The 24,347-nt window shown below is 61.1% G+C and carries 24 protein-coding genes; 12 read left to right on the plus strand and 12 right to left on the minus strand.

The genetic code is table 11. From position 1 onward, the window contains the following. Nucleotides 1–628 precede the first annotated feature (628 nt). Nucleotides 629–1,561: a LysR substrate-binding domain-containing protein gene (locus tag FHT92_RS25345; protein WP_183830557.1), complete on the plus strand. Its 933-nt coding sequence runs from the start codon at nt 629–631 to the stop codon at nt 1,559–1,561. Between the two features lie 8 nt (nt 1,562–1,569). Here the strand turns inward: FHT92_RS25345 and FHT92_RS25350 are convergent, their stop codons facing one another. Beyond that, complete coding sequence (locus FHT92_RS25350; protein WP_183830561.1) at nt 1,570–2,253, minus strand: DNA alkylation repair protein; 684 nt, start codon at nt 2,251–2,253, stop codon at nt 1,570–1,572. 13 nt (nt 2,254–2,266) lie between these two features. Further along, the gene (locus tag FHT92_RS25355) at nt 2,267–3,136 is read right to left on the minus strand and encodes an NAD(P)-dependent oxidoreductase (protein ID WP_183830563.1); all 870 of its coding nucleotides are present in this window, start codon (nt 3,134–3,136) and stop codon (nt 2,267–2,269) included. 264 nt (nt 3,137–3,400) lie between these two features. Here FHT92_RS25355 and FHT92_RS25360 point away from each other — a divergent pair, with 264 nt between their 5' ends. The 7 genes from FHT92_RS25360 to FHT92_RS25390 all read left to right on the plus strand — a co-directional run bounded on the left by FHT92_RS25360 (nt 3,401) and on the right by FHT92_RS25390 (nt 9,647). Beyond that, nucleotides 3,401–4,366 carry an aliphatic sulfonate ABC transporter substrate-binding protein gene (locus FHT92_RS25360; protein WP_183830566.1) on the plus strand — a complete coding sequence of 322 codons (966 nt, stop codon included), beginning with the start codon at nt 3,401–3,403 and terminating at the stop codon, nt 4,364–4,366. 234 nt (nt 4,367–4,600) lie between these two features. Then, nucleotides 4,601–5,566 (plus strand): aliphatic sulfonate ABC transporter substrate-binding protein, encoded by a 966-nt coding sequence (locus FHT92_RS25365; RefSeq protein WP_183830569.1) that lies wholly within the window; start codon nt 4,601–4,603, stop codon nt 5,564–5,566. A 143-nt stretch (nt 5,567–5,709) separates the two neighbouring features. Continuing rightward, a complete protein-coding gene (gene ssuD, locus FHT92_RS25370; protein ID WP_183746530.1) occupies nt 5,710–6,885 on the plus strand; it encodes an FMNH2-dependent alkanesulfonate monooxygenase in 1,176 nt (391 codons plus the stop codon). 88 nt (nt 6,886–6,973) lie between these two features. Next, the gene (gene ssuC / locus FHT92_RS25375) at nt 6,974–7,810 is read left to right on the plus strand and encodes an aliphatic sulfonate ABC transporter permease SsuC (protein ID WP_183830571.1); all 837 of its coding nucleotides are present in this window, start codon (nt 6,974–6,976) and stop codon (nt 7,808–7,810) included. A gap of 10 nt (nt 7,811–7,820) precedes the next feature. Continuing rightward, nucleotides 7,821–8,642, plus strand: a complete 822-nt coding sequence (locus tag FHT92_RS25380) for an ABC transporter ATP-binding protein (RefSeq protein ID WP_183746534.1) — start codon at nt 7,821–7,823, stop codon at nt 8,640–8,642. 95 nt (nt 8,643–8,737) lie between these two features. Continuing rightward, nucleotides 8,738–9,322, plus strand: coding sequence for a TetR/AcrR family transcriptional regulator (locus FHT92_RS25385; RefSeq protein ID WP_183830574.1), 585 nt, complete (start codon nt 8,738–8,740; stop codon nt 9,320–9,322). A 40-nt stretch (nt 9,323–9,362) separates the two neighbouring features. Continuing rightward, complete coding sequence (locus tag FHT92_RS25390) at nt 9,363–9,647, plus strand: YciI family protein (protein WP_183746538.1); 285 nt, start codon at nt 9,363–9,365, stop codon at nt 9,645–9,647. A gap of 18 nt (nt 9,648–9,665) precedes the next feature. Here the strand turns inward: FHT92_RS25390 and FHT92_RS25395 are convergent, their stop codons facing one another. The 6 genes from FHT92_RS25395 to FHT92_RS25420 form a co-directional block, all read right to left on the minus strand. Continuing rightward, nucleotides 9,666–10,343, minus strand: coding sequence for a glutathione S-transferase family protein (locus FHT92_RS25395; RefSeq protein ID WP_183830576.1), 678 nt, complete (start codon nt 10,341–10,343; stop codon nt 9,666–9,668). A gap of 99 nt (nt 10,344–10,442) precedes the next feature. Beyond that, nucleotides 10,443–11,264, minus strand: a complete 822-nt coding sequence (locus FHT92_RS25400) for a class I SAM-dependent DNA methyltransferase (protein WP_183746543.1) — start codon at nt 11,262–11,264, stop codon at nt 10,443–10,445. A gap of 43 nt (nt 11,265–11,307) precedes the next feature. Continuing rightward, nucleotides 11,308–11,574 (minus strand): usg protein, encoded by a 267-nt coding sequence (locus FHT92_RS25405; protein WP_183830578.1) that lies wholly within the window; start codon nt 11,572–11,574, stop codon nt 11,308–11,310. A gap of 160 nt (nt 11,575–11,734) precedes the next feature. Continuing rightward, the gene (locus FHT92_RS25410; protein ID WP_183830580.1) at nt 11,735–12,565 is read right to left on the minus strand and encodes an ABC transporter permease; all 831 of its coding nucleotides are present in this window, start codon (nt 12,563–12,565) and stop codon (nt 11,735–11,737) included. Further along, entirely contained in the window at nt 12,562–13,368 is an 807-nt protein-coding gene (locus FHT92_RS25415; RefSeq protein WP_183746549.1) for an ABC transporter permease, read from the minus strand. Before FHT92_RS25415 ends, FHT92_RS25410 begins: the two co-directional genes overlap by 4 nt. A 113-nt stretch (nt 13,369–13,481) precedes the next feature. Continuing rightward, the gene (locus FHT92_RS25420) at nt 13,482–14,255 is read right to left on the minus strand and encodes a transporter substrate-binding domain-containing protein (RefSeq protein ID WP_183746551.1); all 774 of its coding nucleotides are present in this window, start codon (nt 14,253–14,255) and stop codon (nt 13,482–13,484) included. 339 nt (nt 14,256–14,594) lie between these two features. Here FHT92_RS25420 and FHT92_RS25425 point away from each other — a divergent pair, with 339 nt between their 5' ends. Continuing rightward, a complete protein-coding gene (locus FHT92_RS25425) occupies nt 14,595–16,838 on the plus strand; it encodes an OmpA family protein (protein WP_183830582.1) in 2,244 nt (747 codons plus the stop codon). Nucleotides 16,839–17,089: 251 nt separating this feature from the next. Here the strand turns inward: FHT92_RS25425 and mobB are convergent, their stop codons facing one another. Genes mobB through FHT92_RS25440 form a run of 3 tightly spaced genes read right to left on the minus strand, consistent with a single transcriptional unit; the run spans nt 17,090 to nt 19,222 of the window. Further along, nucleotides 17,090–17,623 carry a molybdopterin-guanine dinucleotide biosynthesis protein B gene (gene mobB / locus FHT92_RS25430; protein ID WP_183830585.1) on the minus strand — a complete coding sequence of 178 codons (534 nt, stop codon included), beginning with the start codon at nt 17,621–17,623 and terminating at the stop codon, nt 17,090–17,092. A gap of 27 nt (nt 17,624–17,650) precedes the next feature. Beyond that, entirely contained in the window at nt 17,651–18,280 is a 630-nt protein-coding gene (gene mobA, locus FHT92_RS25435) for a molybdenum cofactor guanylyltransferase MobA (RefSeq protein ID WP_183830587.1), read from the minus strand. A 33-nt stretch (nt 18,281–18,313) separates the two neighbouring features. Next, nucleotides 18,314–19,222, minus strand: a complete 909-nt coding sequence (locus FHT92_RS25440) for a DMT family transporter (RefSeq protein WP_183830590.1) — start codon at nt 19,220–19,222, stop codon at nt 18,314–18,316. Between the two features lie 312 nt (nt 19,223–19,534). Between FHT92_RS25440 and FHT92_RS25445 the strand changes: the two genes are divergently transcribed. Together FHT92_RS25445 and FHT92_RS25450 are read left to right on the plus strand one after the other, a co-directional pair. Further along, complete coding sequence (locus FHT92_RS25445) at nt 19,535–22,090, plus strand: methyl-accepting chemotaxis protein (RefSeq protein WP_183830592.1); 2,556 nt, start codon at nt 19,535–19,537, stop codon at nt 22,088–22,090. 163 nt (nt 22,091–22,253) lie between these two features. After that, nucleotides 22,254–22,460, plus strand: coding sequence for a CsbD family protein (locus FHT92_RS25450; protein ID WP_183747558.1), 207 nt, complete (start codon nt 22,254–22,256; stop codon nt 22,458–22,460). Between the two features lie 301 nt (nt 22,461–22,761). On the opposite strand, the gene moaA is transcribed toward FHT92_RS25450, so the two are convergent. Then, a complete protein-coding gene (gene moaA / locus FHT92_RS25455; protein WP_183830594.1) occupies nt 22,762–23,808 on the minus strand; it encodes a GTP 3',8-cyclase MoaA in 1,047 nt (348 codons plus the stop codon). 136 nt (nt 23,809–23,944) lie between these two features. Here moaA and FHT92_RS25460 point away from each other — a divergent pair, with 136 nt between their 5' ends. Then, nucleotides 23,945–24,319, plus strand: a complete 375-nt coding sequence (locus FHT92_RS25460; RefSeq protein ID WP_183830596.1) for a gamma-butyrobetaine hydroxylase-like domain-containing protein — start codon at nt 23,945–23,947, stop codon at nt 24,317–24,319. The last annotated feature ends 28 nt before the right edge of the window (nt 24,320–24,347 follow it).

A 24,347-nucleotide genomic window follows, 5' to 3' on the forward strand; every position in this document is an offset into this window, starting at 1 on the left:
ACTTCTACGCCAAGGCTTCCGTCCAGTACCTGGATCCGGAAGATGGCGACGACGTAACCACCGGTTACTTCCGTCTGCAGCGCTCGTTCTAATTTGAACGACGGAACCCCCGGCCTCGTGCTGGGGGTCTCCCAACCCACGAGTTTCTGATCAGAATGACCTCCGATCAGTAACGAGGGACTGGTCCGGTTTTCCCTGCTGGGCCAGTCCTTTGCAGTTGAAAGCCGATATGAAACCCGGAGCGCCGCCACGCTTGCCGGCTTCACCTTGTCAGCAGCTTTTTTCTGAATTTTCCCCGACACCATATTTAGCGAGTATCAGCGGACTCGCTGGCTCTGAGCGATCGTTTCAATTTATGCGCGACATGCGCTTTTTTCGTTGCGCGGCTTCATCCTTCAAACCGCGCCGCTGATGGTTTTCTCCTTCGGATTGATGCCGCGACAGCACCGGTCCAAAAAACCGGAGTCGATTCTCGGAAAGCCTGATGCGCAGATCCAAAGAGTTACAGTGTCCTCCGTGCATCCGGATGGACGCACGGCGCTCTAATGGGACTGCAACGTGAGAGGTGAGGCGCTGTGAGCATTTTCAGAGGCTGGCATTCATCACTGCTCTCGGATAGATTTGCGAAATGGACGATCTTAACGACTACTTCTATTTTGCAGCCGTCGTCTCCAGCGGCGGCTTTGCTTCCGCCAGCCGAACCTTAAAAATCCCCCGATCCAAGCTGAGCAGACGCGTCAGCCGTCTGGAAGATTGCCTGGGGACGCGGCTGATCGAGCGTTCCACACGTCACTTCCGGGTGACGGAGATCGGTCAGGCCTTCTATGAGCAGTGCCAGACAATTCTGAGAGAGACCGATCGCGCCAAATCGATCGTTACGGAGGCCCAGTCCGATCCGCAAGGCATCGTGCGCATGGGCTGCCCGCTCGGCCTCATCGATATTTCGCTCGGGGCTGTGTTGCCCGAGTTCCTGGAACGCTACCCCAAGATCAAGCTGCAGATCATCGGCTCCGACCGGCGCACCGACCTCATCAACGAGCGCATCGATGTCGAAGTCCGCGCGGCGAGCGGGCCGGAAACACAGACGAGCCTGACGATGCGCAAGCTCGACCGGGCGCGTCGCATCCTCGTCGCCAGCCCCTCGCTCGTCGAGCGCATGGGCGAACTCGGCAGCGTCGATGACCTCGGCAATGCGCCGACACTCGCCATGACCACATGGATGTCCTTCCATACCTGGGAGTTGGTCGGTCCTGATGGCGAGAAGAAGGTCGTGCGGCATCAGCCGCGACTCACCTGCCGCAGCATGACGGCTATCCTCGATGCTGCACGCGCTGGTGTGGGGTATGGGCTCATCCTGGAGCATGCCTGCGCGCAAGATATCCAGTCCGGCCGGTTGGTTCGTGTGCTGCCGGAGTGGCAGACGGTCGAGAGCCAGTTCTACCTGGTCTTCACGACCGCCAAAGGTATGCCGCCGGCGGTGCGGGCGCTGATCGATTTCCTCGTCGAGAAGTCCAGGCAGAATCAAATCGTCGCGGCGGGGGCCGCGATCGCGGCACAGTGAGGCTTTCGTTAGCCGAGTCGCGCCAGCAGCTTTTCGCTCGTCAGTTCCCTGACCGCATCCTTGCCGATCCAGCGAGCCGTCTTGTCGGTGCTTGAGGCGAGGCGTTCGGCAAGGGCGAGAGCAGGCTGATGGCAGGCGTGGCTGCGCTTGCCGATGTTGCGGAGCGCCCAATTGACGGCCTTGCGGACGAAGTTTCTGTTATCGGTGGAATGAATTTCGATCAGCGGCAGGTAGGCAAGCAGGCTTTCATCTGGGTCCTTCTTCCGGTGAACCGCCGCACCGGCGATCATGGCGAAGGCGGTCCGCCTGACGAACTCTCTGATATCGGCGGCAAAGTCCGGGATCAGCGCGTCGAGATCAGCCTCGATAAAGAGGTCGGCGGCACAGTCAACGATTTCCCAGGAGTTGAAGCCGTCGGCAAGTGTTCGGGCGTCGGCTTCCGTCAGGCTTTTCGGATCGAACGTGTAGAGCGCCAGCAATCGCGCTTCGCGGATGCCGCTTGCCCAGAGCGCCTTCGCTCTGATGTGATCCTTCTTTGCGAGCCGGGCGATTCTCTGCAGATCAGGATTGGAAATACCGATGGCGGTCTCGGTAACGATGCCGAAACGCGCCATGCCAGCGATATTGTCTTCGGAGCGCAGCGTCTGAAGATGCGCCATCAGTTCTGCTGCACTCGAAGATGGGGAGATCATTGACAGTGCTTTTTCATTTTTCGAGGCGCGCGAGCAGGGAGGACGTATCCCACCTGTTGCCACCGAGCGCCTGGACATCGCCGTAGAACTGATCGACGAGGGCTGTCAGCGGCAGCTTGGCGCCGTTGCTGCGGGCTTCCGCCAGCACGATGCCTAGATCCTTGCGCATCCAGTCGACGGCAAAGCCGAAATCATATTTGCCCTGGTTCATGGTCTTGTGGCGGTTTTCCATCTGCCAGGATCCGGCGGCACCCTTGGAGATGACATCGACCACCTTTTCGATGTCGAGACCGGCGCGCTTGCCGAAATGCACGGCTTCGGCAAGCCCTTGGACGATGCCTGCAATGCAGATCTGGTTCATCATCTTGGTGAGCTGGCCGGACCCTGCCGGACCCATCAGGCCGACCATGCGGGCATAGGCGTCGATGACGGGCCTCGCCTTTTCGAAGGCGGCCTCATCGCCGCCGCACATGACGGTCAGCACGCCGTTTTCAGCGCCCGCCTGGCCGCCGGAGACGGGGGCATCGATGAAGTCGACGCCCTTTGCCTTGGCCGCTTCATAGAGCTCGCGGGCGACTTCGGCGCTGGCCGTGGTGTTGTCGATCAGCACAGAGCCAGGCTTCATGCTCTTGAGCACGCCGTTCTCACCTGAGGTCACCTGGCGGAGATCATCGTCATTGCCGACGCAGACGAAGACGAAATCGCAGCCCTCGGCGGCTTCCGCCGGGGTAGGGGCGGATTTGCCGGAAAATTCTTCCACCCAGGCGGCGGCCTTCTCAGCCGTGCGGTTATAGACGGTGACATCGTGGCCGCCTTTTGTCTTCAGATGTCCCGCCATCGGGAAACCCATGACGCCGAGACCGATGAAAGCGACTTTCGCCATATGCTGTCCTCCATAAACGCTTGCAAACAGGCTCCGAGGATTAGCGGAAACGGCTGATGACGGAAAGCCACTGACAAAGGAGAAGCGACCGCTCCTGGAACAAAATTTCTCCGCGCCCGAAAAACGGGGTCGGGAAAGTTTCAGATATCGCGAATATGATAAATTTAGTTGTCGATCTAATTTATAGACTAAATCATGATCACTCTATCAAAACGAACCGGCGGGCGCAGCAGGAGCGCCAGCCTGCCAGAAAAGGGGATAAAGATGATCACACGTCGACAGACGCTCGGGCTTTTCGGTGCCGCGGCCGCCACCGCCATTCTGCCATCGGTCCGGCCGGCACGAGCCGCATCAACGGAGTTCCGCATCGGCTGGCAGAAGAACGGCGTGCTCGCGCTCGCCAAGAGCCGCGGCGCCTTGGAAAAGCGGCTTGCTGATCAGGGGATCACGGTGAACTGGTCGGAATTCACCTCAGGCCCGCCGCTGCTGGAGGCGCTTGGCGCCGGTGCGCTCGATTTTGGCGCGACTGGCGATGTGCCGCCACTCTTTGCGCAGGCAGCAGGGCGTGCGCTCTATTATGTCGGCGTCTACAGGGGCAGCCCGGCGGGCTCCGCCATTCTGGTGCGCAAGGATTCGCCGATCAAGACGCTCGATGATCTGAAGGGCAAGAAGGTTGTCTTCAAGCGCGGCTCCAGCGCCCATAACGTAACGGTCAAAGCCCTGCGCAAGGCGGGGCTGAAGCCTGACGATGTGCAGCAGGTCGATCTCGCGCCGCCGGATGCGGCGGCGGCTTTCAAGAATGGCAGCATCGATGCCTGGTCGATCTGGGATCCCTATCTGGCCATCGCGGAAGCCGATCCCGATACGCGCGTCCTGACGACGGCGGAAGGCATCGTCGACTCCTACAGTTTCTTCCTCGCCAACAAGGATTTTACCGACGCCAACAGTACCGTCATCGTCAATGTGCTGGATGAACTCGGCAAGGTCGGCCGCGCGGCGCAGGACAATCTCGACGCGACGGTCAAGGAGCTCTCGGCAATAACAGGCGTTCCCGCCGACGTGACGCGGGTGACGCTGCAGCGTCCCGGCGCCGATCTTGGCAGCGTGACAACTGTGACGGACGCGGCCGCCGCCTATCAGCAGGCGCTGGCCGACGAGTTCTACAATCTCGGTATCGTGCCGAAGAAGCTGACCACCGGCGATATCGTCTGGCATCCAAAGGCGAGCTAATCCCGCAGCTTAGGGTGGACACTGGGGAAGGGTGATACGAACTGCGGCATGGGAACGTCCTCATGCCGCGGAACCGGGCAAAATTATTCTCCAGATTACGTTAGAATAGCAAATTGATATTGTCGATCTAATTAGTAGTCTATGTCAGTATCTCCGCATGATCAGGCGCGCGGGTTCGCGACATCGGTTGCAATAGGGAACGGCCGAAAACCACCCGAACGGAGAAGAGATTTCATGTTCACACGCAGACAGACGCTCGGCCTTTTCGGTGCTGCGGCCGCCACCGCCATCCTGCCGCAGGTTCGCTCTGCAAAGGCTGCGGCCACGACACTTCGCATAGGCTGGCAGAAATTCGGCGTGCTGCCGCTTGCCAAGGCCTCGGGCGCGCTGGAAAAGCGGCTTGAGGCCAAAGGGGTTTCCGTCGAGTGGAACGAATTCACTTCCGGCCCGCCGTTGCTCGAAGCGGTCGGCGCCGGCGCACTCGATTTCGGCGTATCCGGCGATGTGCCGCCGCTCTTTGCGCAGGCCGCCGGTGGCGATCTTCTTTATGTCGGCGCCTATCGCGGCCCGGCCGCTTTCCACGGCCTGCTGGTGCAAAAGGATTCGCCGATCGAGAAGCTGGAAGATATCAAGGGCAAGAAAGTCGCCTACAAGCGTGGTTCCAGCGCCCACAATTTCGCGCTCAAGGTTCTCGCCAAGGCAGGGCTTTCTCTATCGGATATTACCGAAGTCGATCTGCCGCCGGCGGATGCGGGTGCCGCTTTCAAAAGCGGCAGCATCGATGCCTGGGCGATCTGGGATCCGTTCTTCGCGGTGACCGAAGCCGACCCGCAGACGCGGGTGCTGACGACCTCGGAAGGCCTGCTCGACAATTGGGGCTATTTCCTCGGCAACGGCACCTTTACCAACGCTAATCCGGAAGTGATCGTCGATGTGATCGATGAGCTCGCCAAAGTCGGCGCGGCCGCGCAGACCAACCTCGACGACACCGTGAAAGCGCTCGCCCAGATCACCGGCGTCCCCGCCGATATCACCCGCGTCACGCTCACCCGCAGCCAGGCCGACCTCGGCAAGGTTTCGCTGGTTCCGGATGCCGCGCTCACCTACCAGCAGGCGCTCGCCGACGATTTCTACAAGCTCAAGATCGTGCCGAAGCAGCTCAAGGTCGGCGATATCGTTTGGCACCCGAAGGCGAGCTAACAGCCGCCGGGCGAGCTAACAGCCGCCGGGCGAGCTAACAGCCGCCGGGCGAGCTAACAGCCGCCGGGCGAGCTGAGAGCCGCCGGGCGAGCCAATCGGGCCATCCCGCCGATTTCAGACAGTTATAAGAAAGGAACGCGCTCATGACCGCTTCATCCGACCCGATCAATTTCCTCTGGTTCATCCCGACATCCGGTGACGGCACCTATCTCGGCTCCACAGATCTCAACCGCGCGCCTGAGATCGGCTATCTGACGCAGATCGCCCAGGCGGTCGACCGTCTCGGTTATTCTGGGGTATTGCTGCCCACCGGCGTTGCCTGCGAAGAATCCTTCGTGATGGCTTCGGCTCTCGCCGCCAAAACCGAGAAGCTGCAGTTCCTGGTGGCAATCCGCCCCGGCACGGCGTCTCCGGCCTATTACGCCCGCCTTGCCACAACGCTCGACCGCATTTCCAACGGCCGCCTGCTTCTCAATATCGTGGTCGGCGGCAGTCCTGCCGAGCTTGCCGGCGACGGCATCCATCTGGAGCATGACGAGCGTTATGCTCATGCCGACGAGTTCTTCCATGTCTTCGAAGAGCTGCTCGAAAAGGGTGTCGCGAGCTACGACGGCAAGTATATCAAGGCGACCGATGCCCGCCTCGGCTTCCCCTCGGTGCAGACGCCGCGCCCGCCGCTCTATTTCGGCGGCTCGTCTGATGCCGGCATCGATTTCGCCGTCGGCCGTGTCGACAAGTATCTGACCTGGGGCGAGCCGCCGGTACAGGTTGCCGAAAAGGTGCAGAAGGTGCGTGCCGCCGCCGCCGGCAAGGGCCGTGACGTCTCCTTCGGCATCCGCCTGCACTTCATCGTCCGCGAGACGGACGAAGAAGCATGGGAAGCGGCTGACCGCCTCATCCGCCATCTCGATGACGAGACGATCGCCGAGGCGCAGGAGCGCTTCGTCAAGGAATCCGACTCTGTCGGCCAGAAGCGTATGGCAGCTCTTCACGGCGGCCGCCGCGACAAGCTCGAAGTCTCGCCGAACCTCTGGGCCGGTATCGGCCTGGTGCGCGCCGGTGCGGGCACCGCGCTCGTCGGCTCGCCGAAGACGGTAGCCGCGCGCCTTCGCGAATATCAAGAAGTCGGTATCGATACGGTCATCGGCTCCGGCTATCCGCATTTGGAAGAAGCCTATCGCGTTGCCGAACTGCTTTTCCCAGAACTCGGTATCGAGAGGGACGAGCAGCGCCTCAGCTTCAACAACGAGTTCGGCCGCAGGAAGGTCTTCGCCGGCGGCAGCCACGGCGGCAACCTGAAGGTCGTTTCCGGCTCCTGATCGGGACCGGTTTCCCAACGCAATTCCGGGCGGGAAGCGCATATCTCCCGCCGGCATTGGCCTAAAGCAAAGCGCGAGGAAGATATACATGTCGACTTTCGATACGCCGTTTGCGCGGGTTGCCGCAGAGGCCGGTAAGGGCAGGGCGGGTTTCCGCCTGCCGCTGCCCGGACGCGACGAGCTGCTGCCCTATCTGGCGCCGGTTGCGATCATCGCGCTCTGGCAGCTCGGCTGCTCCGCTGGCTGGATTTCCTCGCGCATCATGCCATCTCCGGCCGATGTCGCCACGGCCTTCTGGACGACGACGGTTTCCGGGCAATTGCCCGAGGATGTGTTGGTCAGTGCAGCGCGCGCCTTTGCCGGACTTCTCGTGGGCGGTTCGATCGGATTCCTGCTCGGTATTGCCAACGGCGTCTCGAAGCTTTCGGAACAGTTGACGGATACGACATTGCAGATGCTGCGCACCATCCCGCACCTGGCGATGATCCCGCTCGTCATTCTTTGGTTCGGGATCGGCGAGGAATCGAAGCTGTTCCTGACTTCGCTCGGCGTGCTCTTTCCTATCTATCTCAACACCTATCACGGCGTGCGCAATGTCGACCGCGACTTGATCGAGATGGGCAAGGTCTACGGTATGAGCGGCTGGACCTTGTTCCGAAAGGTGATTTTCCCCGGCGCGCTGCCATCGATCTTCGTCGGCCTGCGTTATGCGCTCGGAATCATGTGGCTGACACTGATCGTCTCGGAATCGATCGCCGCTTCCTCGGGCATCGGCCATATGGCCAACAATGCACGCGAATTCATGATGACCGATGTGGTGGTGTTGTCGCTCGTCATCTACGCGGTGCTCGGCAAGCTCGCCGATGTCATCGCCCGCGCGCTGGAGCGCCAGACGCTCAAGTGGAACCCGGTCTACACGAAATAGGACAGATATCATGACCGTCATCACGCATGAGCGTTTCCACCCTGTCGAAGCGGCTGAGTACATTGAGCATCGGCCGACCACAGCCGGCGAGGGCGCCGCGGCCATTACCCTTTCCGGCCTCGAAAAGAGCTTCGGCGTCAATCGGGTGCTGCGCGGCATCAACTTGCATATTCCTGCCGGCCAGTTCGTCGCCGTCATCGGCAAAAGCGGCTGCGGCAAGAGCACGCTTTTGCGCATCCTCATGGGTCTCGACGAGCCGACGGCGGGCGAACTGCGTTTCGAAGGTGCCGATGGCAGCGAGACAGAGCCCAATGCCCGCATAGTGTTTCAGGAGCCGCGCCTTCTGCCCTGGCTCAACGTCGCCGACAATGTCGCGGTCGGTCTCGGCGAAGGCATCGACAAAAAACGCGCGCTGGAGGAGGCGAAGGCTGTTCTCGGCGAAGTGCAACTCGCCGAAAAGACCGGCGAATGGCCGGCGCGCCTCTCCGGCGGCCAGCGGCAGCGTGTGGCGCTCGCCCGCGCCCTCGTCAGCAAACCCGGCATTCTTGCGCTCGACGAGCCGCTCGGCGCGCTCGATGCCTTGACCCGCATCAGCATGCAGCAATTGCTGAACCGCGTTTGGCGCGAACTCGGCTGCACCACCGTGCTCGTCACCCATGATGTCAGCGAGGCCGTGCATCTCGCCGACCGGGTGATCGTGCTGGAGGAGGGCCGCATCGCGCTCGATCTCGCCATTCCCTATCCGCATCCGCGCCGTCACGGCAATCCGGCTCTGGCGGAACTGGAAGGCAGGCTGCTGTCGGCAATCCTCGGCAGCGATGGCGGGCATTAGGCAGCCGTCGTCTTCTCCACAAGTCGCTTGATTTCCGTAGGTCAATTGTCCTAAAAGAACCTGGGACAATTGACCTAGAACTGATGGGGATTACGATGAGCGCTGAGAATACCCGCGAGCAGATCGTGCAGGCTGCGGATCGGCTTTTTTACGAGTGCGGATTCGAGGCGACGTCATTCGCGCATATCGCAAACGCCGTTGGCCTGTCGCGGGGCAATTTCTATTATCATTTCAAAACCAAGGACGAGATTCTTGATGCCGTCATTGCGCTGCGGATGGCGAATACGCAGGCCATGCTTGACGCTTGGGAAACCGAAGATGGGACGCCTGCCGATCGTATCTGCAGCTTTTTCAATATCCTCATCATGAACCGCGCCAAGATCATGGCTTATGGCTGTCCGGTAGGCACGCTCTGCAACGAGCTTGCCAAGCTCGATCATGCGGCCCAAGCCGATGCGGCGAAACTCTTCATGCTCTTTCGCAACTGGCTGACGCGCCAGTTTGCTGCGCTCGGCAGAGGGGCAGACGCCGATTCGCTTTCGATGCATGTGCTGATGCGAAGCCAGGGTGTCGCGTCGCTTGCGACGGCCTTTCGCGACGAAAATTTCATACGCCGCGAGGTCGCGGATATGAACGTCTGGCTGGAGGCGCAAATTGCCGGTAGCGCACGCGCCGCCTGATCTTCTTTCATCATAATCACACAATCCGAGGGATATTCAGATGTTTATCATCACGCTCAAATTCGCCGACAAGAGCAAAGCGCCGCGGCACGTGGAAGGGCATAATGCCTGGATCAAGCGCGGTTTCGATGACGGTGTATTTCAGCTGGTGGGCAGTCTTCAGCCGAATGCAGGCGGTGCCATTCTTGCCCACGGCATTGCGCGCGAGGAGCTTGAAATGCGTGTGAATGACGACCCTTTCGTTGCCGAAGGTATCGTGAGCGCTGAAATCCTGGAGATTGCTCCAGGCCGTGTCGATGAGCGGCTTGCCTTTTTGAAGGCCTAATCCGCCCGCCGCTCAGGTCTACGGCCGAAACTCTTCGGGCAGCTCTTCCTTATAGGGATAGAACTTGAAATAGGGCAGCGCCTCTTTCAGTGCGCGGGCGAAGGAGGGGCGCTCCAGCAAGCGTCTGTAATAGGCTTCGAGGCCCGGCCGTTTTTCCGTAAAGGGCACCAGCGTTCTCGCATAAAAGAGCGCGGGAGCGGCGGCGCAGTCGGCCATGGTGAAAGCGTCGCCGGTGATCCAGGCTTTGCCGTCGATCTGCTTCTCCACCATGTCATAGGCGAGGGACAGCAGACCACGCGCTTCATTGACGCCGTGCGGATCGGCCGAGCCTTGCGGGCGTATCCGGTCTATGACGATCTTCTGCATCGGCACCTGCACGTAGAGATCGAAGAAGCGATCCCAGAGGCGGACCTGAAGGGCTGCATTGGTTTCCTCGGGCACGAGCGGCACCGGGCCTGGATAGTGGCTATCAAGATATTCGACGATGATGCTGGTTTCAGGAACCGTGCTGTCGCGCGTCTCGTCACGCAGGATGGGAATCTTGCCGACCGGCCAGAAGCGCAGGAGATCGGCGCTCGACTGTTCGTCGGCGAGATCGACGAAGCGGTTTTCAAAGGGCGTCCCGTTCTCGTAGAGCGCGATCAGCACCTTGTGGCAGAAGGAAGCAAGCGGATGCTGGTAGAGAACGAGCGCCATGCGATGACCTTTCGTGCTGAACGAACGCCGCGTGCCGGTTGCACGCGCTAAGGACGCTCTATAATTAGCAGCACGAAAGACAAATGCCAGATGGCGCGTTCAGCCGTTATACCGCGCCGTCACCAGATGGCCGGGGCTCGGGTGGCCTTCCTGCATGCGCACGTTGATCTCCATGATCTCGATCAGCTCGAAGCCTGTAGCAGCCAGCCGCTCGCGGATATAGGTCTCGGTGTGGATGAAGCGCTGGTGCGGACCGACCATATAGGGGCGGCCGTCGGCCAGCTTTTCGGGCAGGGTTTCCGAGGAAAAGATGAAGATGCCGCCGGCATTCATGTTTTCGGCAGCGCCGAAGAACAGCGGCTCCAGCGCGCCGAGATAGGGCAGCACGTCGGTCGCAGTGATCAGATCGAAGGGCTCTTCATCATTGTCGTCGAGGAAATCCTCGACCTCGGCGACGAAGAGCGTCTCATAGACTTCCTTCTCATCGGCGATGACGACCATGTTTTCCGAAATGTCGATACCGATCATCTCTTCGCAGAGGTCATTGAGCGCGCTGCCGGTGAGTCCCGTGCCGCAGCCGAGATCGAGCATGCGCTTGAAGGGACCGAGCTTCAGATCCTGCAGGCGCTGGCGCACGAGCATCGGTACGTGGTAACCGAGCTGCTCCACCAGCACATCCTCGAAGACTTCGGCGTGCTGGTCGAAGAGGGTTTCGACATAGGCGTCCGGCGCGCGAACAGGCGTCTCGCCGCGGCCCATGGAGGCGATACGAACGGCCGCGCCGCCGTGGTCGTCGGGATCGATTGCCAGGACGTCCTGATAGGCCTCGACGGCCGCGTCGATATCACCGGCTTTTTCAAGCGCGAGAGCGCGGTTATAAGCTTCCGCGAGAGCCTCTTCGTCGATCTTCTTTTTGTTCATGCGGGCGTTTTAGAGCCCACAGCTTACCATCGCAACTGCAATTTCAGTGCAATATGAATTCGCCCTTAAGGGAGCGCCATTCCGTTGCCGAAATGAGCCTGCGGTGAATGTAACGCACCGAATGCAGCGGCCCGTCCAGTTTTTCCTGCCAAAACTTCAGGAACCCGCGCATTTCTGGAAAGTCCGGGGCGAGGTCGTAGTCCTGCCAGATATAGGTCTGGAGCAAGGCCGGATGATCCGGCATGCGGTAGAGGATCTGGGCGGTCGTCAGCCCGTAACCCTGAAGCTGCTTTTCCATGTCCTTGTGCATTGTGTGTCGCTTCTTCTCGTTCCCACTCCGCGCTTATTAGCGCTGCATGATATGAGACCACGCAGTGGTTAACGGAAGCTTTACAGTTACTGCAGCAAAGAGCTATTCAATTTAATTTCAATCAGTTGGCAGCGACATCAGGTGAGTGCTGCCACATCTCTCAGCGCTTCAGATGGCGTGTGAGGCGGCGCTCGATCCAATTCCAGAGATGGCGCAGCGCCTCTACCATGGCAAGGTAGAAGATCGCCGCCCAAAGGTAGGTCTGGTAATCGAACGTGCGCGAGAAGGCGTAGCGCGTTTCGCCCATCAGATCGAGGACGGTGATGATGGCGACGACCGCCGAGCCTTTGATGAGCAGGATGATTTCGTTGCCGTAGGGTCGCAGCGCCACGATGAAGGCCTGTGGCAGGATGATCTTGCGGAAGGCAATGACCTTGTGGATGCCGAGGGCCGCAGCGGCTTCATGCTGGCCGTGCGGCACGCTTTCGATTGCGCCACGCAGGATTTCCGCCTGATAGGCCGCGGTATTGATGGTCATGGCAAAGAGGCCGCAATACCAGGCATCGCGGAAGAACCACCAGAGACCGACGGCTTCCATCTGCGGCCGGAACGCGCCGAGGCCGTAATAGACCAGGAAGAGCTGGGCAAGCAGCGGCGTGCCTCGAAAGAAATAGATGTAACCGTAGGCAAGCCAATTCAGCGCCCGGTATTTCGAAAGGCGCGCCATGGCAAGCGGCAGCGAGAGGACGGCGCCGCAGATGACGGAGATGAAGACGAGGCTCAGCGTTATCCAGAGGCCATGGAGGTAACGCGGCCCGTAATGGGTGAATTTGTCCGGATCCCAGCCCGCTACGACGGTGAAGATCAGCAGCGCGGCCAGGAGCGCCCAAAAGGCGACGAGTAGGTAACCGATCAGCCGTGATGCCGTTACCGGCTTTGCCACCGCGCGGGGTGCTGGCTGCGGCGGGATGAGCGTCTCGGCATAACTCATCGGCGGACCTCCGAACGCCTGGCCCAACGATCGATATGCGCGAGGACGAAGGAGGAGAGGATTGCGAGCACCAGATAGAGACAGCAGGCGATGCCGTAGAAAAAGAATGGTTCCTTGGTGACGCGCACGGCGACGTTCGTCTGGCGCAGGATATCGGCGAGACTGATGATCGAAACGTAGGACGTGTCCTTCAGCAGTACCATCCAGAGATTCATCAGGCCAGGGAGCGCGATGCGCACGAGTTGCGGCAGGACGATAAGGCGCAGTGTGCGGCCCCAATGCAGGCCGAGCGAGTCTCCCGCCTCATATTGGCCTTTGGGAATGGCGCGGAAGGCCGAGAGCAGCACTTCAGAGCAATAGGCGGAAAAGACGACCGAGAGCGCAATCACGCCGGCAAGGAAGGCGTTGATTTCGACCGGCGGGCCGTTGTAGCCGGCGAGATCCAGCAGATACTGGATGAGGATCTGCATGCCGTAATAGATGATGAAGAGCGTGAGAAGCTCCGGCAGGCCGCGGAAGATCGTGGTGTAGACGCCGGCGGCAAGCCGCAGCGACTTTTCTTCCGACTGCTGGCCGAGCGCCACGAGGAAACCGATGACGAGGCCGATCGGCAAGGTGACGACCGCTACCGAAACGGTGACCTGCAGGCCCAGCGCTATTTCATCGCCCCATCCGGTGTCGCCACAGGCAAGAATCGTCGACTGACCAAACCAGGTGAAGATGCCAACCGGTCCGCAGAGCGGATCGAAAATGTGCACAAGTAAGCTCCAGAAGGAGCCGAGCGCGGAAAATAATCCGCCCATGCCAGAATTCCCCTCACGGCTTTTGCCGTTTTGATCTTGCCACCTTTGTCAAACAAAAATGGCGGAAGAGCAAGCCTTCCGCCATTTCCTTCATCGGCCAGATAGCGAATTTATCATTCGCCGTAAACGTCGAAATCGAAGTACTTGTCCTGGATCTTCTTGTACTCGCCGCTGGCGCGGATCGCAGCGATCGCAGTGTTCAGCTTTTCCTTCAGCGGGTCGCCCTTGCGGATGGCGATACCGGCGCCGTTGCCGTTGATTTCCTTGTCGACCGGCAGCGTCGTCAGGATTTTGCAGCAGGAGCCGGCGTCCGACTTGACCCATTCGGAGAGAACGACGACGTCGTCGATGACAGCATCCACACGACCGCTGGAAACGTCGAGCTTGTACTCGTCAGCCGTGGGGTAGAGCTTCAGCTCGGTATCGGCGAGGTGCTTCTCGGCATAGTTGGCATGCGTCGTGGAGGTCTGCGCGCCGATCACCTTGCCCTTGAGGCCGGCAACATCGGTGATCTTGGAGTCCTTCGGCACGGCAATTGCCGGCGGGGTGTTGTAGTACTTGTTGGAGAAGTCGACCAGCTTCAGGCGCTCCGGCGTAATCGACATGGACGAGACGATCATGTCGAACTTCTTGGCGTTCAGCGCCGGGATGATGCCGTCCCAGTCGGTGCTGACGAAAGAGCATTCGGCCTTCATCTGAGCGCAGAGCGCCTTGGTGATATCGATGTCGAAGCCCTGAATGGTGCCACTGGCGTCGACGAATTCGAACGGCGGGTAGGTCGAGTCCGTGCCGATCACGTATTTTTCTCCGTCGGCGAGAGCCGCGCCGGCGAAAAGAGACATTGCTGCGAGCGAGGCTGCAGCAAGGAGCTTGGTGGAAATGCGCATGAGGATCCTCTCTGTTGGTGGCTCCGGGTCTTTTTGTTCTTCGCCGGCCGCCGGATACTTAGACGGTGCCACCACCGTCTTGCCGCGATAATCAAACCTTTTTTCGCAAAATTGCAACAGGAATCCCGCCCGCTATTGTGCGGTGCAACCAGCAGCCGGCATGGCGGCGTGTATGAACCAAGGCGGAATACCGCGTTCAGGCGAGGTTAATGCGGATCTTCCTAGCTTCCGGAACAAATCGGCATTTTGGCGATTGTGGTTTCGCGCAATGCACAAAAAGCCGTGTTTGCGGGGCAGTGAGCTCCGGTCGAAGTCAGAATAAGGACGAGGAAACCCCCGATGGGCATGAAATCCAGATTGTTTGCCAGTGCGGCTTTTCCGCTGCTTTCCCTTGCCTTCATGGTGCCTCCGGCAGGCGCCTACGCCGCGGTCAGCGGAACTCAGCATGGGGCCGCAGGCGCCGTCGCCGGAGGTAGCTACCAGGTGGCGCAGGACGCACCTTCGGAAGAGGAACTTCTGAAAAAGAAGAGGAAGCAGGCAGAAGAGCAGCAACAGCAGCAGGAGGCGCCAGCCGAAAAGCCGCAGCGGCGCGAAGCACCTGCCGAGGCTGCTCCGGAACCTGAACAGAAGCCGAAGCGTCAGCGCGAACCCGAACCTCAGGCCGCTCCGGAAGCCCAGGCACCGGCCGCTGAAGAGCCCGCTCGGCCACGCCGCCAGCGTGAGGCCCAGCCCGAACAGGCGGCACCTGACCAGCAGGCGCCAGCCACCGAGGAGCCGCAGCGTCCGCGCCGCCAGCGTCAGGCACAGCCCGAGCAGCCGGCTGCGCCGCAGGCCGAGCAGCCTAAAGCCGAACAGCCCCAGGCAGCGGAACCAGAGCAGCCGAAGCGCCAACGCGACCGTAAGCAGAATGCCGAGCAGTCAGCGCCCGAGGCTCAGCAGCCCGCGGCTGAGGTCCCGGCTGCCGGCGAGGCTACTCAGCCCGCGGAAAAGCCGCGCCAGCGCCCGCAGCGCCAGAAACCTGAAACGACGGAGCAGCCCGCCGAGCAGAACACGGAACAGCCGGCAGAGCAGCAGGGCGGCAAGCGTCCGGCCGGCGGCAAACGGCCCGCAGCCACCGAGCAGCAGGCGGCGCCATCCGGCGAGGCGCCCCTGCCGGCAGAGAAGCCCGCAACGACCGAACAGCCGGCAGGCGAGAAGCCCGTTCCGACGGAGAAGCCCGCCACGGCTGAAAAGCCCGCTGCAGCCGAAGGGACTGCGCCCGCGGAAAAGCCTGCCGCCGAGCAGCCCGCAGCCGGTCAGCCGCAACCCGAACAGCCCGCCGCCATCGTGCCGCAATCCGGTGAACAGCCGGCAGCCGGTGCGCCGCAGCAGGCCGAACAGGCTATCCCCGCACCTGAAAAGGTTACACCGCAGGAACTGGAGCGCCGCAAGGAGATCGCCCAGGATCCGGCCAAGAGCAATGAGACGATCGTTCTGCCTGTCGAAAACGGGGCTGCCGTCCTCGACAGCGACAAGGATGCCGATCGCAGCCAGGGCAGGCAGAGCCGTCGCGACCGCGACCGCCAACGCGCCGAGAGCCAGGATTTCAAGCTGCCGACATCGGATGCCGAGGCCCAGTCGCTCAGCGCCACCCAACAGCGTGCGCCGGTGCAGATCGAGGCCATTACGCGTGAAGAAGGCCGGCGCCTCGACCGCCGTCCTCAGTTCGCCCAGCCGGATGGCGTGCGCTACGGCGAACGTACGGACGACAGCCGCGTCATCATCCAGTTCGGCGACCGCACCATCGTCCGCAGTGATGACGACCGCCGGTTCCTGCGGGATGGCGAACGGCCGAGTTATGAGGAACTTTCGAACGACCGCTACCGCGAAACGATCATCCGGCCCGAAGGCTATCGCATCGTGACGATCCGCAACCGCTACGGCGACATTATCCAGCGCTCGCGCGTCGATGCCCGCGGCCGGGAAGAGGTGCTCTATTATTCGCCCGAACTCTATGAGGATCCGGATCGCGACTACTTCGAGGATCCGGGCGCCGACCTGCCGCCGATGCGCCTGCGCGTGCCGCTGAACGAGTATATCATCGATACCAGCACCGATCCGGACCGTGACTATTACGAGTTCCTGAGCGAGCCGCCAGTGGAACCCGTCGAGCGTGTCTATTCGCTGAATGAGGTGAAATATTCAGCCCGTATCCGCGACAAGGTGCGCCGTATCGACCTGGATACTGTGACCTTTGCGACCGGCAGCGCGGAAATTCCGATGAGCCAGGCTCGTACGCTGCGCAAGGTGGCCGATGCGATCAACGAAGTGCTCGACAAGGACAAGAGCGAGACCTTCCTGATCGAGGGCCATACGGATGCCGTCGGCTCCGACCAGAGCAACCTGATCCTTTCGGACCAGCGCGCGGAATCGGTCGCCAACGTCCTGACGGATGTCTATGGCATTCCGCCGGAAAACCTTGCGACGCAGGGTTATGGCGAGCGCTATCTGAAGGTGAATACGGATGGACCGAGCCAGGAGAACCGGCGCGTGACCATCAGGCGTGTGACGCCGCTGGTGCGGCCGGTGGCGCAGAACCGGTAAGTGAGTGCCGGAGTGTCATGAAGGGGGCGGGGCCGCGAGGCCTCGCCTTTTTTATTTTGTGGATTCGGCGGCGCGGCTTCTTCCCTTCTTCCCAGCAAGGAGAAGGTGGCCCGAAGGGTCGGATGAGGGGGCCGCAGAGAAACACAGATACCGTCTTCGCTATCCGCTCAGACCTTCCCTCCTTTGTCGCTCAACCCCTCATCTGTCCTATCGGACATCACCAGGGTCGAGCCGCGGGTCTCGACCCGTCCTCAGGACTCCCGCTGGGGAGAAGGCGGAGCAAGCCCAACCGTTTGCGCCACGAAATCCGCAATCGCGACGGTATCATCGAGATCGAATACCGCCAGTCTGCCGGCATCCTCCACCGCATGATCCGCCGCAATCGCCACGATATGCGGATCGTCAGGCGCAAGCGGATCCCGCCTTGCCGCCTCCAGTCGCCGGGCCTCGATCTTCGGGATCGGCTCGCGCTTGTAGCCCTCGATGAGCACGAGATCGCAGGGCGCCAGCCGCGCCAATATCTCTTCGAAGCTCGGTTCCGGCTCTCCGCGCAGCTCGTGCATGATGGCGTAGCGCGTGCCCGACACGATCGTCACCTCATGCGCTCCGGCCTGCCGGTGGCGGTAGCTGTCGGCGCCGACCTTGTCGATGTCGAAATCGTGGTGGGCGTGTTTGACAGTGGAAATGCGGTAGCTGCGGCGGGTGAATTCCTCGACGAGGCGAACCGCGAGCCCAGTCTTGCCGGAATTCTTCCAGCCAGCGATGCCGAAGATTTTCTGTGTCATCCGCCTTCTTTCATCCACCGATCTTGTTCATGCACGAAGGGCCTCCAGCCAGCGTTCGGCCTCCATTAAATCATCAGGCGTGTTGATGTTGAAGAAGGGATCGAGGACACTGGCGCGGGTCGGATGCAGCGGGAAGGCCACTTCCGTTACGTCATGACGCAAGAGGAAGTCGCGAACACGGCGTTTCTCGTCGATCCTGACCCATTGTTCCAGATCGCCGGCGAGCGCGGTCGGCCAGAGACCGAAGACCGGATGGCTGCGGCCTTGCGAGGCGGCGATGGCGATCTGTTCGGAGTGGCTTACAGCACCGGCAAGCCGGCTAACGAGATCGGTCGGAAAGAAGGGGCAATCGACGGAGACGGTGACGACATGGGTGGCGCGCAAGCCGGTGCCATGGATCATGGCCGCATGAATGCCGGCCATCGGCCCCGCCTTGCCGGGAATGCGGTCGGGAACGATGGGCAGGTTGTGCTCGTCGGCCGCGTCGGCATTGATGGCGATCTCAGCCGTCTGCGGCGAGAGGCGGGACAGGACATGATCGAGCAGGCTGCGGCCGCCGAGCGTGACGCCCGCCTTGTCGCGGCCCATGCGCGACGAGCGTCCGCCAGCAAGAATGACGCCCGGAATGGTCGATGGGTCGAGCACGAAATCAGTCATGGCGATACCTCGGACTATCACACGGGCGAACTCTTACACGGGTGAACGGGGCGCCGATTCCTGCGCGACCGGCGGCACGTGGCGCTTGGCCTCACGATAGAACGTATAGAGGCCGGACGCGATAACGATGGCGGCCCCGACGAGCGTCCAGAAATCAGGCACTTCGGCAAAGAAGAAGAAGCCGAGCAGGGAGGAGAAGATCAGGCTCGTATAGCGGAAGGGCGCCACGAAGGAGATTTCGCCGGTACGCATGGCGAGGATGACCGACTGGTAGCCGACCAGAACAAGCACGGAGGCGAGCAGCAGATGCGAGAGCGAGGTGACGCTGACCGGTTCCCAGCCGCCGAGGAAGGGGATCATCAGCGCACCGAAGATTGCCACCGAGACTGCCGTCACCGTCGTGATCATCAGCGAGGGAATGTCCTTGCTGATGCCGCGGGTGGCGAGATCGCGCCCGGCGGTGGAGGCAACACTGGCGACACAGAGCAGGGCGGCGGCGGTGAAGCCTTCCGGACCGGGGCGGATGATGACCATGACGCCGGCAAGGCCGACAAGGATCGCCATCCAGCGCCGCCAGCCAACCGGCTCCTTGAAGAAGAGTGCTGCGCCGAAGGTCACGACCAGCGGCAGGGATTGCAGGATTGCCGAAGCATTGGCGATGGGCATCATGCCAAGGGCGGTAATGTAAGTGACGGCAGCGATGATCTCGCAGGCGATGCGCAGCGCAATGACGGACTTGAGCATGACGCGCCAGGGCCGCAGTGCACCCAGCTTCCAGGCGATCAGGTACACGAGAATGCTGGTGAAGAGGCCGCGCAGAAACATGATCTCGCCGGCATTCATGTAGGCTATGACGGATTTGGAGAGTGCGTCGCTTGCGGAAAAGCCCGCCATCGCCATGCTCATATAGATGGCGCCTTCGGTATTGCGTGATCGCGGCATGCTGGAGATTCCCTTCCCTTGCAAGCCCTTTTAGAAGGGAAAGGCCGGAAAGGGTATCGAAGGAATGTCACACCCAAGGATAATTCGACGCTGCAGTGCGCCACAACCTGCCGTCAGGTAAAGCAAATCCTTTTGCAGCTGCGGCAAATATTAGAAATATAAGGATAATTCCCAAATCTTCCGGTTACCGATTAAGGTTGTATCAACCGATTCGGCGAAAGATGCGGCCACTCTCCATGATGGAGGATGCCGCCGAACCATCCGGAATGATTGCGGAGTGGACGGTTCCATCAGTTCAAGGCGCCGCTTCCCATGCACTTCATCGACCGACTTCTGCAAAGCCGTCGTATCGTCACCAAGGTCCTGCTGTTCGTCATCCCGCTTGTGGTGCTGATCGCCGGCGTCGGCATCCTCGGCTACCACACGGCCAACATCCTGAACGGTCACATGACGGTGACGCGCGCGACGATCGAGAACATCTCCGATTTCGAGAATCTGCAGGCCGCACTTCAGGAGTTCGTCTCCGATCCGTCGGATGCGAGCAAGGCCGGTTTCGGCAAGGCGATCGATGCGCAGGAGAGCGGCGTCCTGCGCCTCAACGGGCTGCTGAAGACGGACGACCAGCGCAGCCAGCTAGCCGAGGTCAGCGGCCTTGCCGCCGCCATGCGCAAGCAGCAGGAGACGCTGTGGGGTCTGCGCCAGAGCGAAGATGCAAGCGTCGCGGCCATTAACAAAACGGTGCAGGCGATTTCGGCTGCTGCAGATGAAGCCGGCGGCCATACCGATCTGGTGCGCAAGGATTTCACCGACAAGGAAGTCTTCGCCAAGGCGCTTCTCTACAATTCCGCAGCCTTCAAGTCGCTGACCGACATAATGGGCGCGATGCGCGTCGACATCCAGATGGGCTTTACGCCCGAGGAGCAGATCGAGGCCGCCCAGCAGCATATTGCCGAAATCCTAAAACAACTCGATATCGCCAAGACCATGGTCTCCAAGGATGGCCAGCCGCTGATCGCGCAGGTCGCCGAAACAGCCGGCAAGCTCGATGCGCTCTTGAAGGGCAACGGCACACCGGATGAGAAAGCCTCCGGCATGGCGCCGCTGCTCACCGGCTTCGTCAATACCGAGGGCCAGATGACGCTGCAATCGGCCAAAAACAGCGATACGGCGTCCGCTCGCTTCGTCAGCCTCGACAAGAGCATTGCCGAACAGCGCGAGCTTCTGACCTCCGTCGACCAGGTGCGCGACGGTGCCGACCGGTTGCAGGTGCATGTGAGCCAGATGCTCAGCGCACGTGATGCCGCCGCCCGGGATGTGGTTCTTGCCGACCTCAAAGCTCTGACCGAAACCGCCGGAAAGATCTCGGCGCTCGGCGCAAATGATGCGGTGATGAAGGCTTTTGCGGACAAGATTGCCCCGGCTGCGGCTTCGCTGACCTCTGGTTCGGCTGACATGCTGAAGGCTGCGGCGGACTGGAAGGCGGCCCGCCAGCAATCTTCGGAAATCCTTTCCGGCGCCATGGCCTCGCTTCGCAAGTTCGTCGGCCAGGCGCAGGAACTCGGCAAGGAGGACAGCGAGCGTTCGGCCAATGTTTCCGTCTTTGCGATGATCCTCGGCACGTTGCTCGCCATTATCGGCGGGCTGATGCTGGTCGAGACGCTGCGCGGCCCGCTGAAGCGCGTCTCCGACGTGATGACGCGGCTTGCCGATGGTGATCTCGACGTTGCCATCGAAGGCCGCAACCGCGGCGACGAGATCGGCGACATGGTGCGCTCGGTCGCCGTCTTCCGCGACGCTGCGGTCGAAAACGTGCGATTGGAGAAGGAGGCCGAAAGCGCGCGTGCGCTCTCTGCCGACGAGGCAAGCCGCCGCGAAGCAGAACGCGCCCGGATCGAGGCTGAGCAGAAGCAGGCGCTGAACGCACTCTCCGACGTGCTGCAACAGCTCGCTGAGGGCAATCTGGAAATCGGCATGCGCCGCGATCTTGCCGCCGATTTCGTCGATATGGCCGATACCTACAATCACGCCGTCGAGGCGCTGCGCCAGACGCTGGCCGACGTGCGCGGCGCTACCGTCGAGATCAAGGGCGGTACGGGCAACCTCGGATCCTCGGCCGACGATCTTGCCCGCCGCACCGAACAGCAGGCGGCCGCCCTTGAGGAAAGCTCGCGGGCGCTGCGGCATTTGAGCGACGTCGTGCGCTCCACCGCCGACCGTGCCAAGCAGACGGCGCAGTCCGTCAACGAAACGCAGGTTTTCGCAACCCGCTCCGGCGAAGTCGTTGCCAAAGCTGTCGATGCGATGGGCGAAATCAACCGCTCGTCCGACAAGATCGCCACCATTATCGGCGTGATTGACGAGATCGCCTTCCAGACCAATCTTTTGGCGCTGAATGCCGGGGTCGAAGCTGCGCGTGCAGGCGAGGCGGGTCGCGGTTTTGCAGTCGTGGCGCAGGAAGTGCGGGAACTGGCGCAGCGCTGCGCCAAGGCCGCCCGCGAGATCAAGGAACTGATCTCGGCAAGCTCCGGCCAGGTGGAGAGCGGCGTGCAGCTCGTCGAGGAAACCGGCCGGGCGCTTGCCGAAATCATCAGCCATGTCGGTGGCGTTCAGCGTCTTGTCGCCGAGATTTCAGCGGCAACCGGCGAACAGTCGACCGGCATCCACGAGGTCAGCAAGGCGGTGCATGACGTCGAGCTGATCACCCAGCAGAATGCGGCGATGGTGGAAGAGAACAACGCCGAAATCCAGGGCCTGCGCCAGCGCGTCGATATGCTCTCCGACAAGGTCAATCGCTTCCGCACCGGCGACGAAGGCGAGGCGCATGGTTACGGCCGTGCCGATGGACGCTGGGCGGGCAGGGCTGCGTAAGCAGGCTTAAAGGATGACATCAAGAGAACCGGCGGTTTGAGAGACTTTCCTGGTTAGATTGAATCATTCCGACCGGGAAAGCTCCGGGATCGCGGGTTTTTCTTTTGAACAATTAGGCAGTCCAATCGTTTCCCGATCATGTCCAACGAAGGAGATGACCGTGATGGATTGGAACCGTGTTGAAGGCAATTGGAAGCAGATGAAGGGCAAGGTTAGGGAACAGTGGGGCAGGCTCACTGACGACGACCTCGACCAGATCAACGGCCGCCGCGAACAGCTCGAAGGCAAGCTGCAAGAGCGCTACGGTTACGAAAAGGACCGTATCCGCCGCGACATCGACACCTGGTACGACAACCAGACCTGGCACTGATAACAATCCGACATCAGAAGACTTGGCCCCGCTTCGGCGGGGCTTTTTCGTGCCGGTGATCAGCTGCGGCAAAATGGGTTGAGGCTCTGGCCGAATCCTAATCTCCATTGGACACTCTGGAACGACGCGCAACGGATTGACGAGCTATGAGCACTGCGGAAAAATCGGCGGAGTATGACCTGGTCTTCGAAGCCGAAGCCTCATTTAAGCGCGGACCTGAGAGACAATTCCTGTGCTTGTCACAAGAATGAGGGCGGAGAGGGAGCGCCGTGCCAAAGGCCTGGAAGGTCGCTGCTATTACTCACCCCCCGGTGACACTCATATGTCGTGCTACGGCCGGCCTGTTGTGGGTGCGGTCGATGATGAAATCGTGGCCCTTGGGCTTGCGGGTGATGGCCTCGTCGATCGCGGCGTGAAGCAGGCCGTTGTCTTCGGTGCCGCGCAGTGCGGCGCGCAGGTCGGCGGCGTCGTTCTGGCCGAGGCACATGTAGAGCGTGCCGGTGCAGGTAAGGCGCACCCGGTTGCAGCTCTCGCAGAAATTATGGGTGAGCGGGGTGATGAAGCCGAGACGGCCGCCGGTCTCTGCAACGCGGACATAACGGGCAGGGCCGCCGGTCTGGTAATCGATATCATTGAAAGTGAATTGCTGTTCGAGATCCGCTCGCAGCTTGGAGAGCGGCAGGTATTGGTCTGTGCGGTCCTCTTCGATCTCGCCCATCGGCATCGTTTCGATGACGGTCAGATCCATGCCTCGGCCATGCGCGAAACGCAGCATGTCGGGCATTTCCGCCTCGTTGAAATCCTTAAGCGCCACAGCATTGAGCTTGATCTTCAGCCCGGCCCTCTGGGCGGCATCGATGCCTTCCATGACTTTGGCAAAATCGCCCCAGCGGGTGATCTTGCGGAATTTTTCCGGATCGAGCGTGTCGAGCGAAACATTGATACGGCGCACGCCGCAATCATAGAGTTCCTCGGCATGGCGGGCGAGCTGCGAACCGTTGGTGGTAACAGTCAATTCGTCGAGACCTGAACCAATCTGGCGGCCGAGCTGGCGCACGAGATACATGATGTTCTTGCGCACCAGCGGTTCGCCGCCGGTCAGGCGGATCTTGCGCACGCCCTTGGCGATGAAGGCGGAACAGAGCCGGTCGAGCTCTTCCAGCGTGAGCAGATCCTTCTTCGGCAGGAAGGTCATGTTTTCCGACATGCAATAAGTGCAGCGGAAATCGCACCGGTCGGTGACGGAGACGCGCAAATAGGTGACCGCACGCCCGAAGGGGTCGATCATCGGGGCCGCATCCGCTACCAGCGGGGCGGCATTGCCTATCGTTCCGACTCTTGTGTTCACGACTGTCTCCGTACTCGTCCCAATGTGGGCATATGCTATTGTGGCGTCAAGGGAAACAGGCCGCGGCGCCACGCGAATTCGAGCTTGCGCTGAAAAAGATCAGCGCCTACTCCTCGCATCAGAAGAGGACATCATGATGAGCGATATCTGGCCGACCGAAATCAGGGTCTCGAAAGACCGCCAGAGGCTGGTGGTAAGTTTCAATGACGGGCAGAGCTACGATCTCTCGGCCGAGCTTTTGCGCGTGCTGTCACCGTCTGCCGAAGTGCAGGGACACGGGCCGGGGCAGAAGGTCACTGTGCCCGGCAAGCGCAACGTCGCCATCGTCTCCGTCATCCCGACGGGGAATTATGCCGTACGCATCGGTTTCGACGATATGCACGATACCGGCATCTATACATGGACGTATCTGCGCGAACTCGGCGAGCGCGGCTTCGAGCTCTTCTCGGCGTATGAGGAAGAACTCGCGGCCAAGGGAATGAGCCGCGACGTGGCGGAAAAGCCGCGCTGATCGCAATAAACTGAGGGGCAGACGAGGG

Origin of the sequence: Rhizobium sp. BK377 (assembly GCF_014193935.1) — a bacterium.
Classification (GTDB): domain Bacteria; phylum Pseudomonadota; class Alphaproteobacteria; order Rhizobiales; family Rhizobiaceae; genus Rhizobium.

Coding starts and splice junctions, on each gene's coding strand:
- FHT92_RS25345 (WP_183830557.1), top strand. CDS start 629: ATGGACGATCTTAACGACTACTTCTATTTTGCAGCCGTCGTCTCCAGC.
- FHT92_RS25350 (WP_183830561.1), bottom strand. CDS start 2,253: ATGATCTCCCCATCTTCGAGTGCAGCAGAACTGATGGCGCATCTTCAG.
- FHT92_RS25355 (WP_183830563.1), bottom strand. CDS start 3,136: ATGGCGAAAGTCGCTTTCATCGGTCTCGGCGTCATGGGTTTCCCGATG.
- FHT92_RS25360 (WP_183830566.1), top strand. CDS start 3,401: ATGATCACACGTCGACAGACGCTCGGGCTTTTCGGTGCCGCGGCCGCC.
- FHT92_RS25365 (WP_183830569.1), top strand. CDS start 4,601: ATGTTCACACGCAGACAGACGCTCGGCCTTTTCGGTGCTGCGGCCGCC.
- ssuD (WP_183746530.1), top strand. CDS start 5,710: ATGACCGCTTCATCCGACCCGATCAATTTCCTCTGGTTCATCCCGACA.
- ssuC (WP_183830571.1), top strand. CDS start 6,974: ATGTCGACTTTCGATACGCCGTTTGCGCGGGTTGCCGCAGAGGCCGGT.
- FHT92_RS25380 (WP_183746534.1), top strand. CDS start 7,821: ATGACCGTCATCACGCATGAGCGTTTCCACCCTGTCGAAGCGGCTGAG.
- FHT92_RS25385 (WP_183830574.1), top strand. CDS start 8,738: ATGAGCGCTGAGAATACCCGCGAGCAGATCGTGCAGGCTGCGGATCGG.
- FHT92_RS25390 (WP_183746538.1), top strand. CDS start 9,363: ATGTTTATCATCACGCTCAAATTCGCCGACAAGAGCAAAGCGCCGCGG.
- FHT92_RS25395 (WP_183830576.1), bottom strand. CDS start 10,343: ATGGCGCTCGTTCTCTACCAGCATCCGCTTGCTTCCTTCTGCCACAAG.
- FHT92_RS25400 (WP_183746543.1), bottom strand. CDS start 11,264: ATGAACAAAAAGAAGATCGACGAAGAGGCTCTCGCGGAAGCTTATAAC.
- FHT92_RS25405 (WP_183830578.1), bottom strand. CDS start 11,574: ATGCACAAGGACATGGAAAAGCAGCTTCAGGGTTACGGGCTGACGACC.
- FHT92_RS25410 (WP_183830580.1), bottom strand. CDS start 12,565: ATGAGTTATGCCGAGACGCTCATCCCGCCGCAGCCAGCACCCCGCGCG.
- FHT92_RS25415 (WP_183746549.1), bottom strand. CDS start 13,368: ATGGGCGGATTATTTTCCGCGCTCGGCTCCTTCTGGAGCTTACTTGTG.
- FHT92_RS25420 (WP_183746551.1), bottom strand. CDS start 14,255: ATGCGCATTTCCACCAAGCTCCTTGCTGCAGCCTCGCTCGCAGCAATG.
- FHT92_RS25425 (WP_183830582.1), top strand. CDS start 14,595: ATGGGCATGAAATCCAGATTGTTTGCCAGTGCGGCTTTTCCGCTGCTT.
- mobB (WP_183830585.1), bottom strand. CDS start 17,623: ATGACACAGAAAATCTTCGGCATCGCTGGCTGGAAGAATTCCGGCAAG.
- mobA (WP_183830587.1), bottom strand. CDS start 18,280: ATGACTGATTTCGTGCTCGACCCATCGACCATTCCGGGCGTCATTCTT.
- FHT92_RS25440 (WP_183830590.1), bottom strand. CDS start 19,222: ATGCCGCGATCACGCAATACCGAAGGCGCCATCTATATGAGCATGGCG.
- FHT92_RS25445 (WP_183830592.1), top strand. CDS start 19,535: ATGCACTTCATCGACCGACTTCTGCAAAGCCGTCGTATCGTCACCAAG.
- FHT92_RS25450 (WP_183747558.1), top strand. CDS start 22,254: ATGGATTGGAACCGTGTTGAAGGCAATTGGAAGCAGATGAAGGGCAAG.
- FHT92_RS25460 (WP_183830596.1), top strand. CDS start 23,945: ATGAGCGATATCTGGCCGACCGAAATCAGGGTCTCGAAAGACCGCCAG.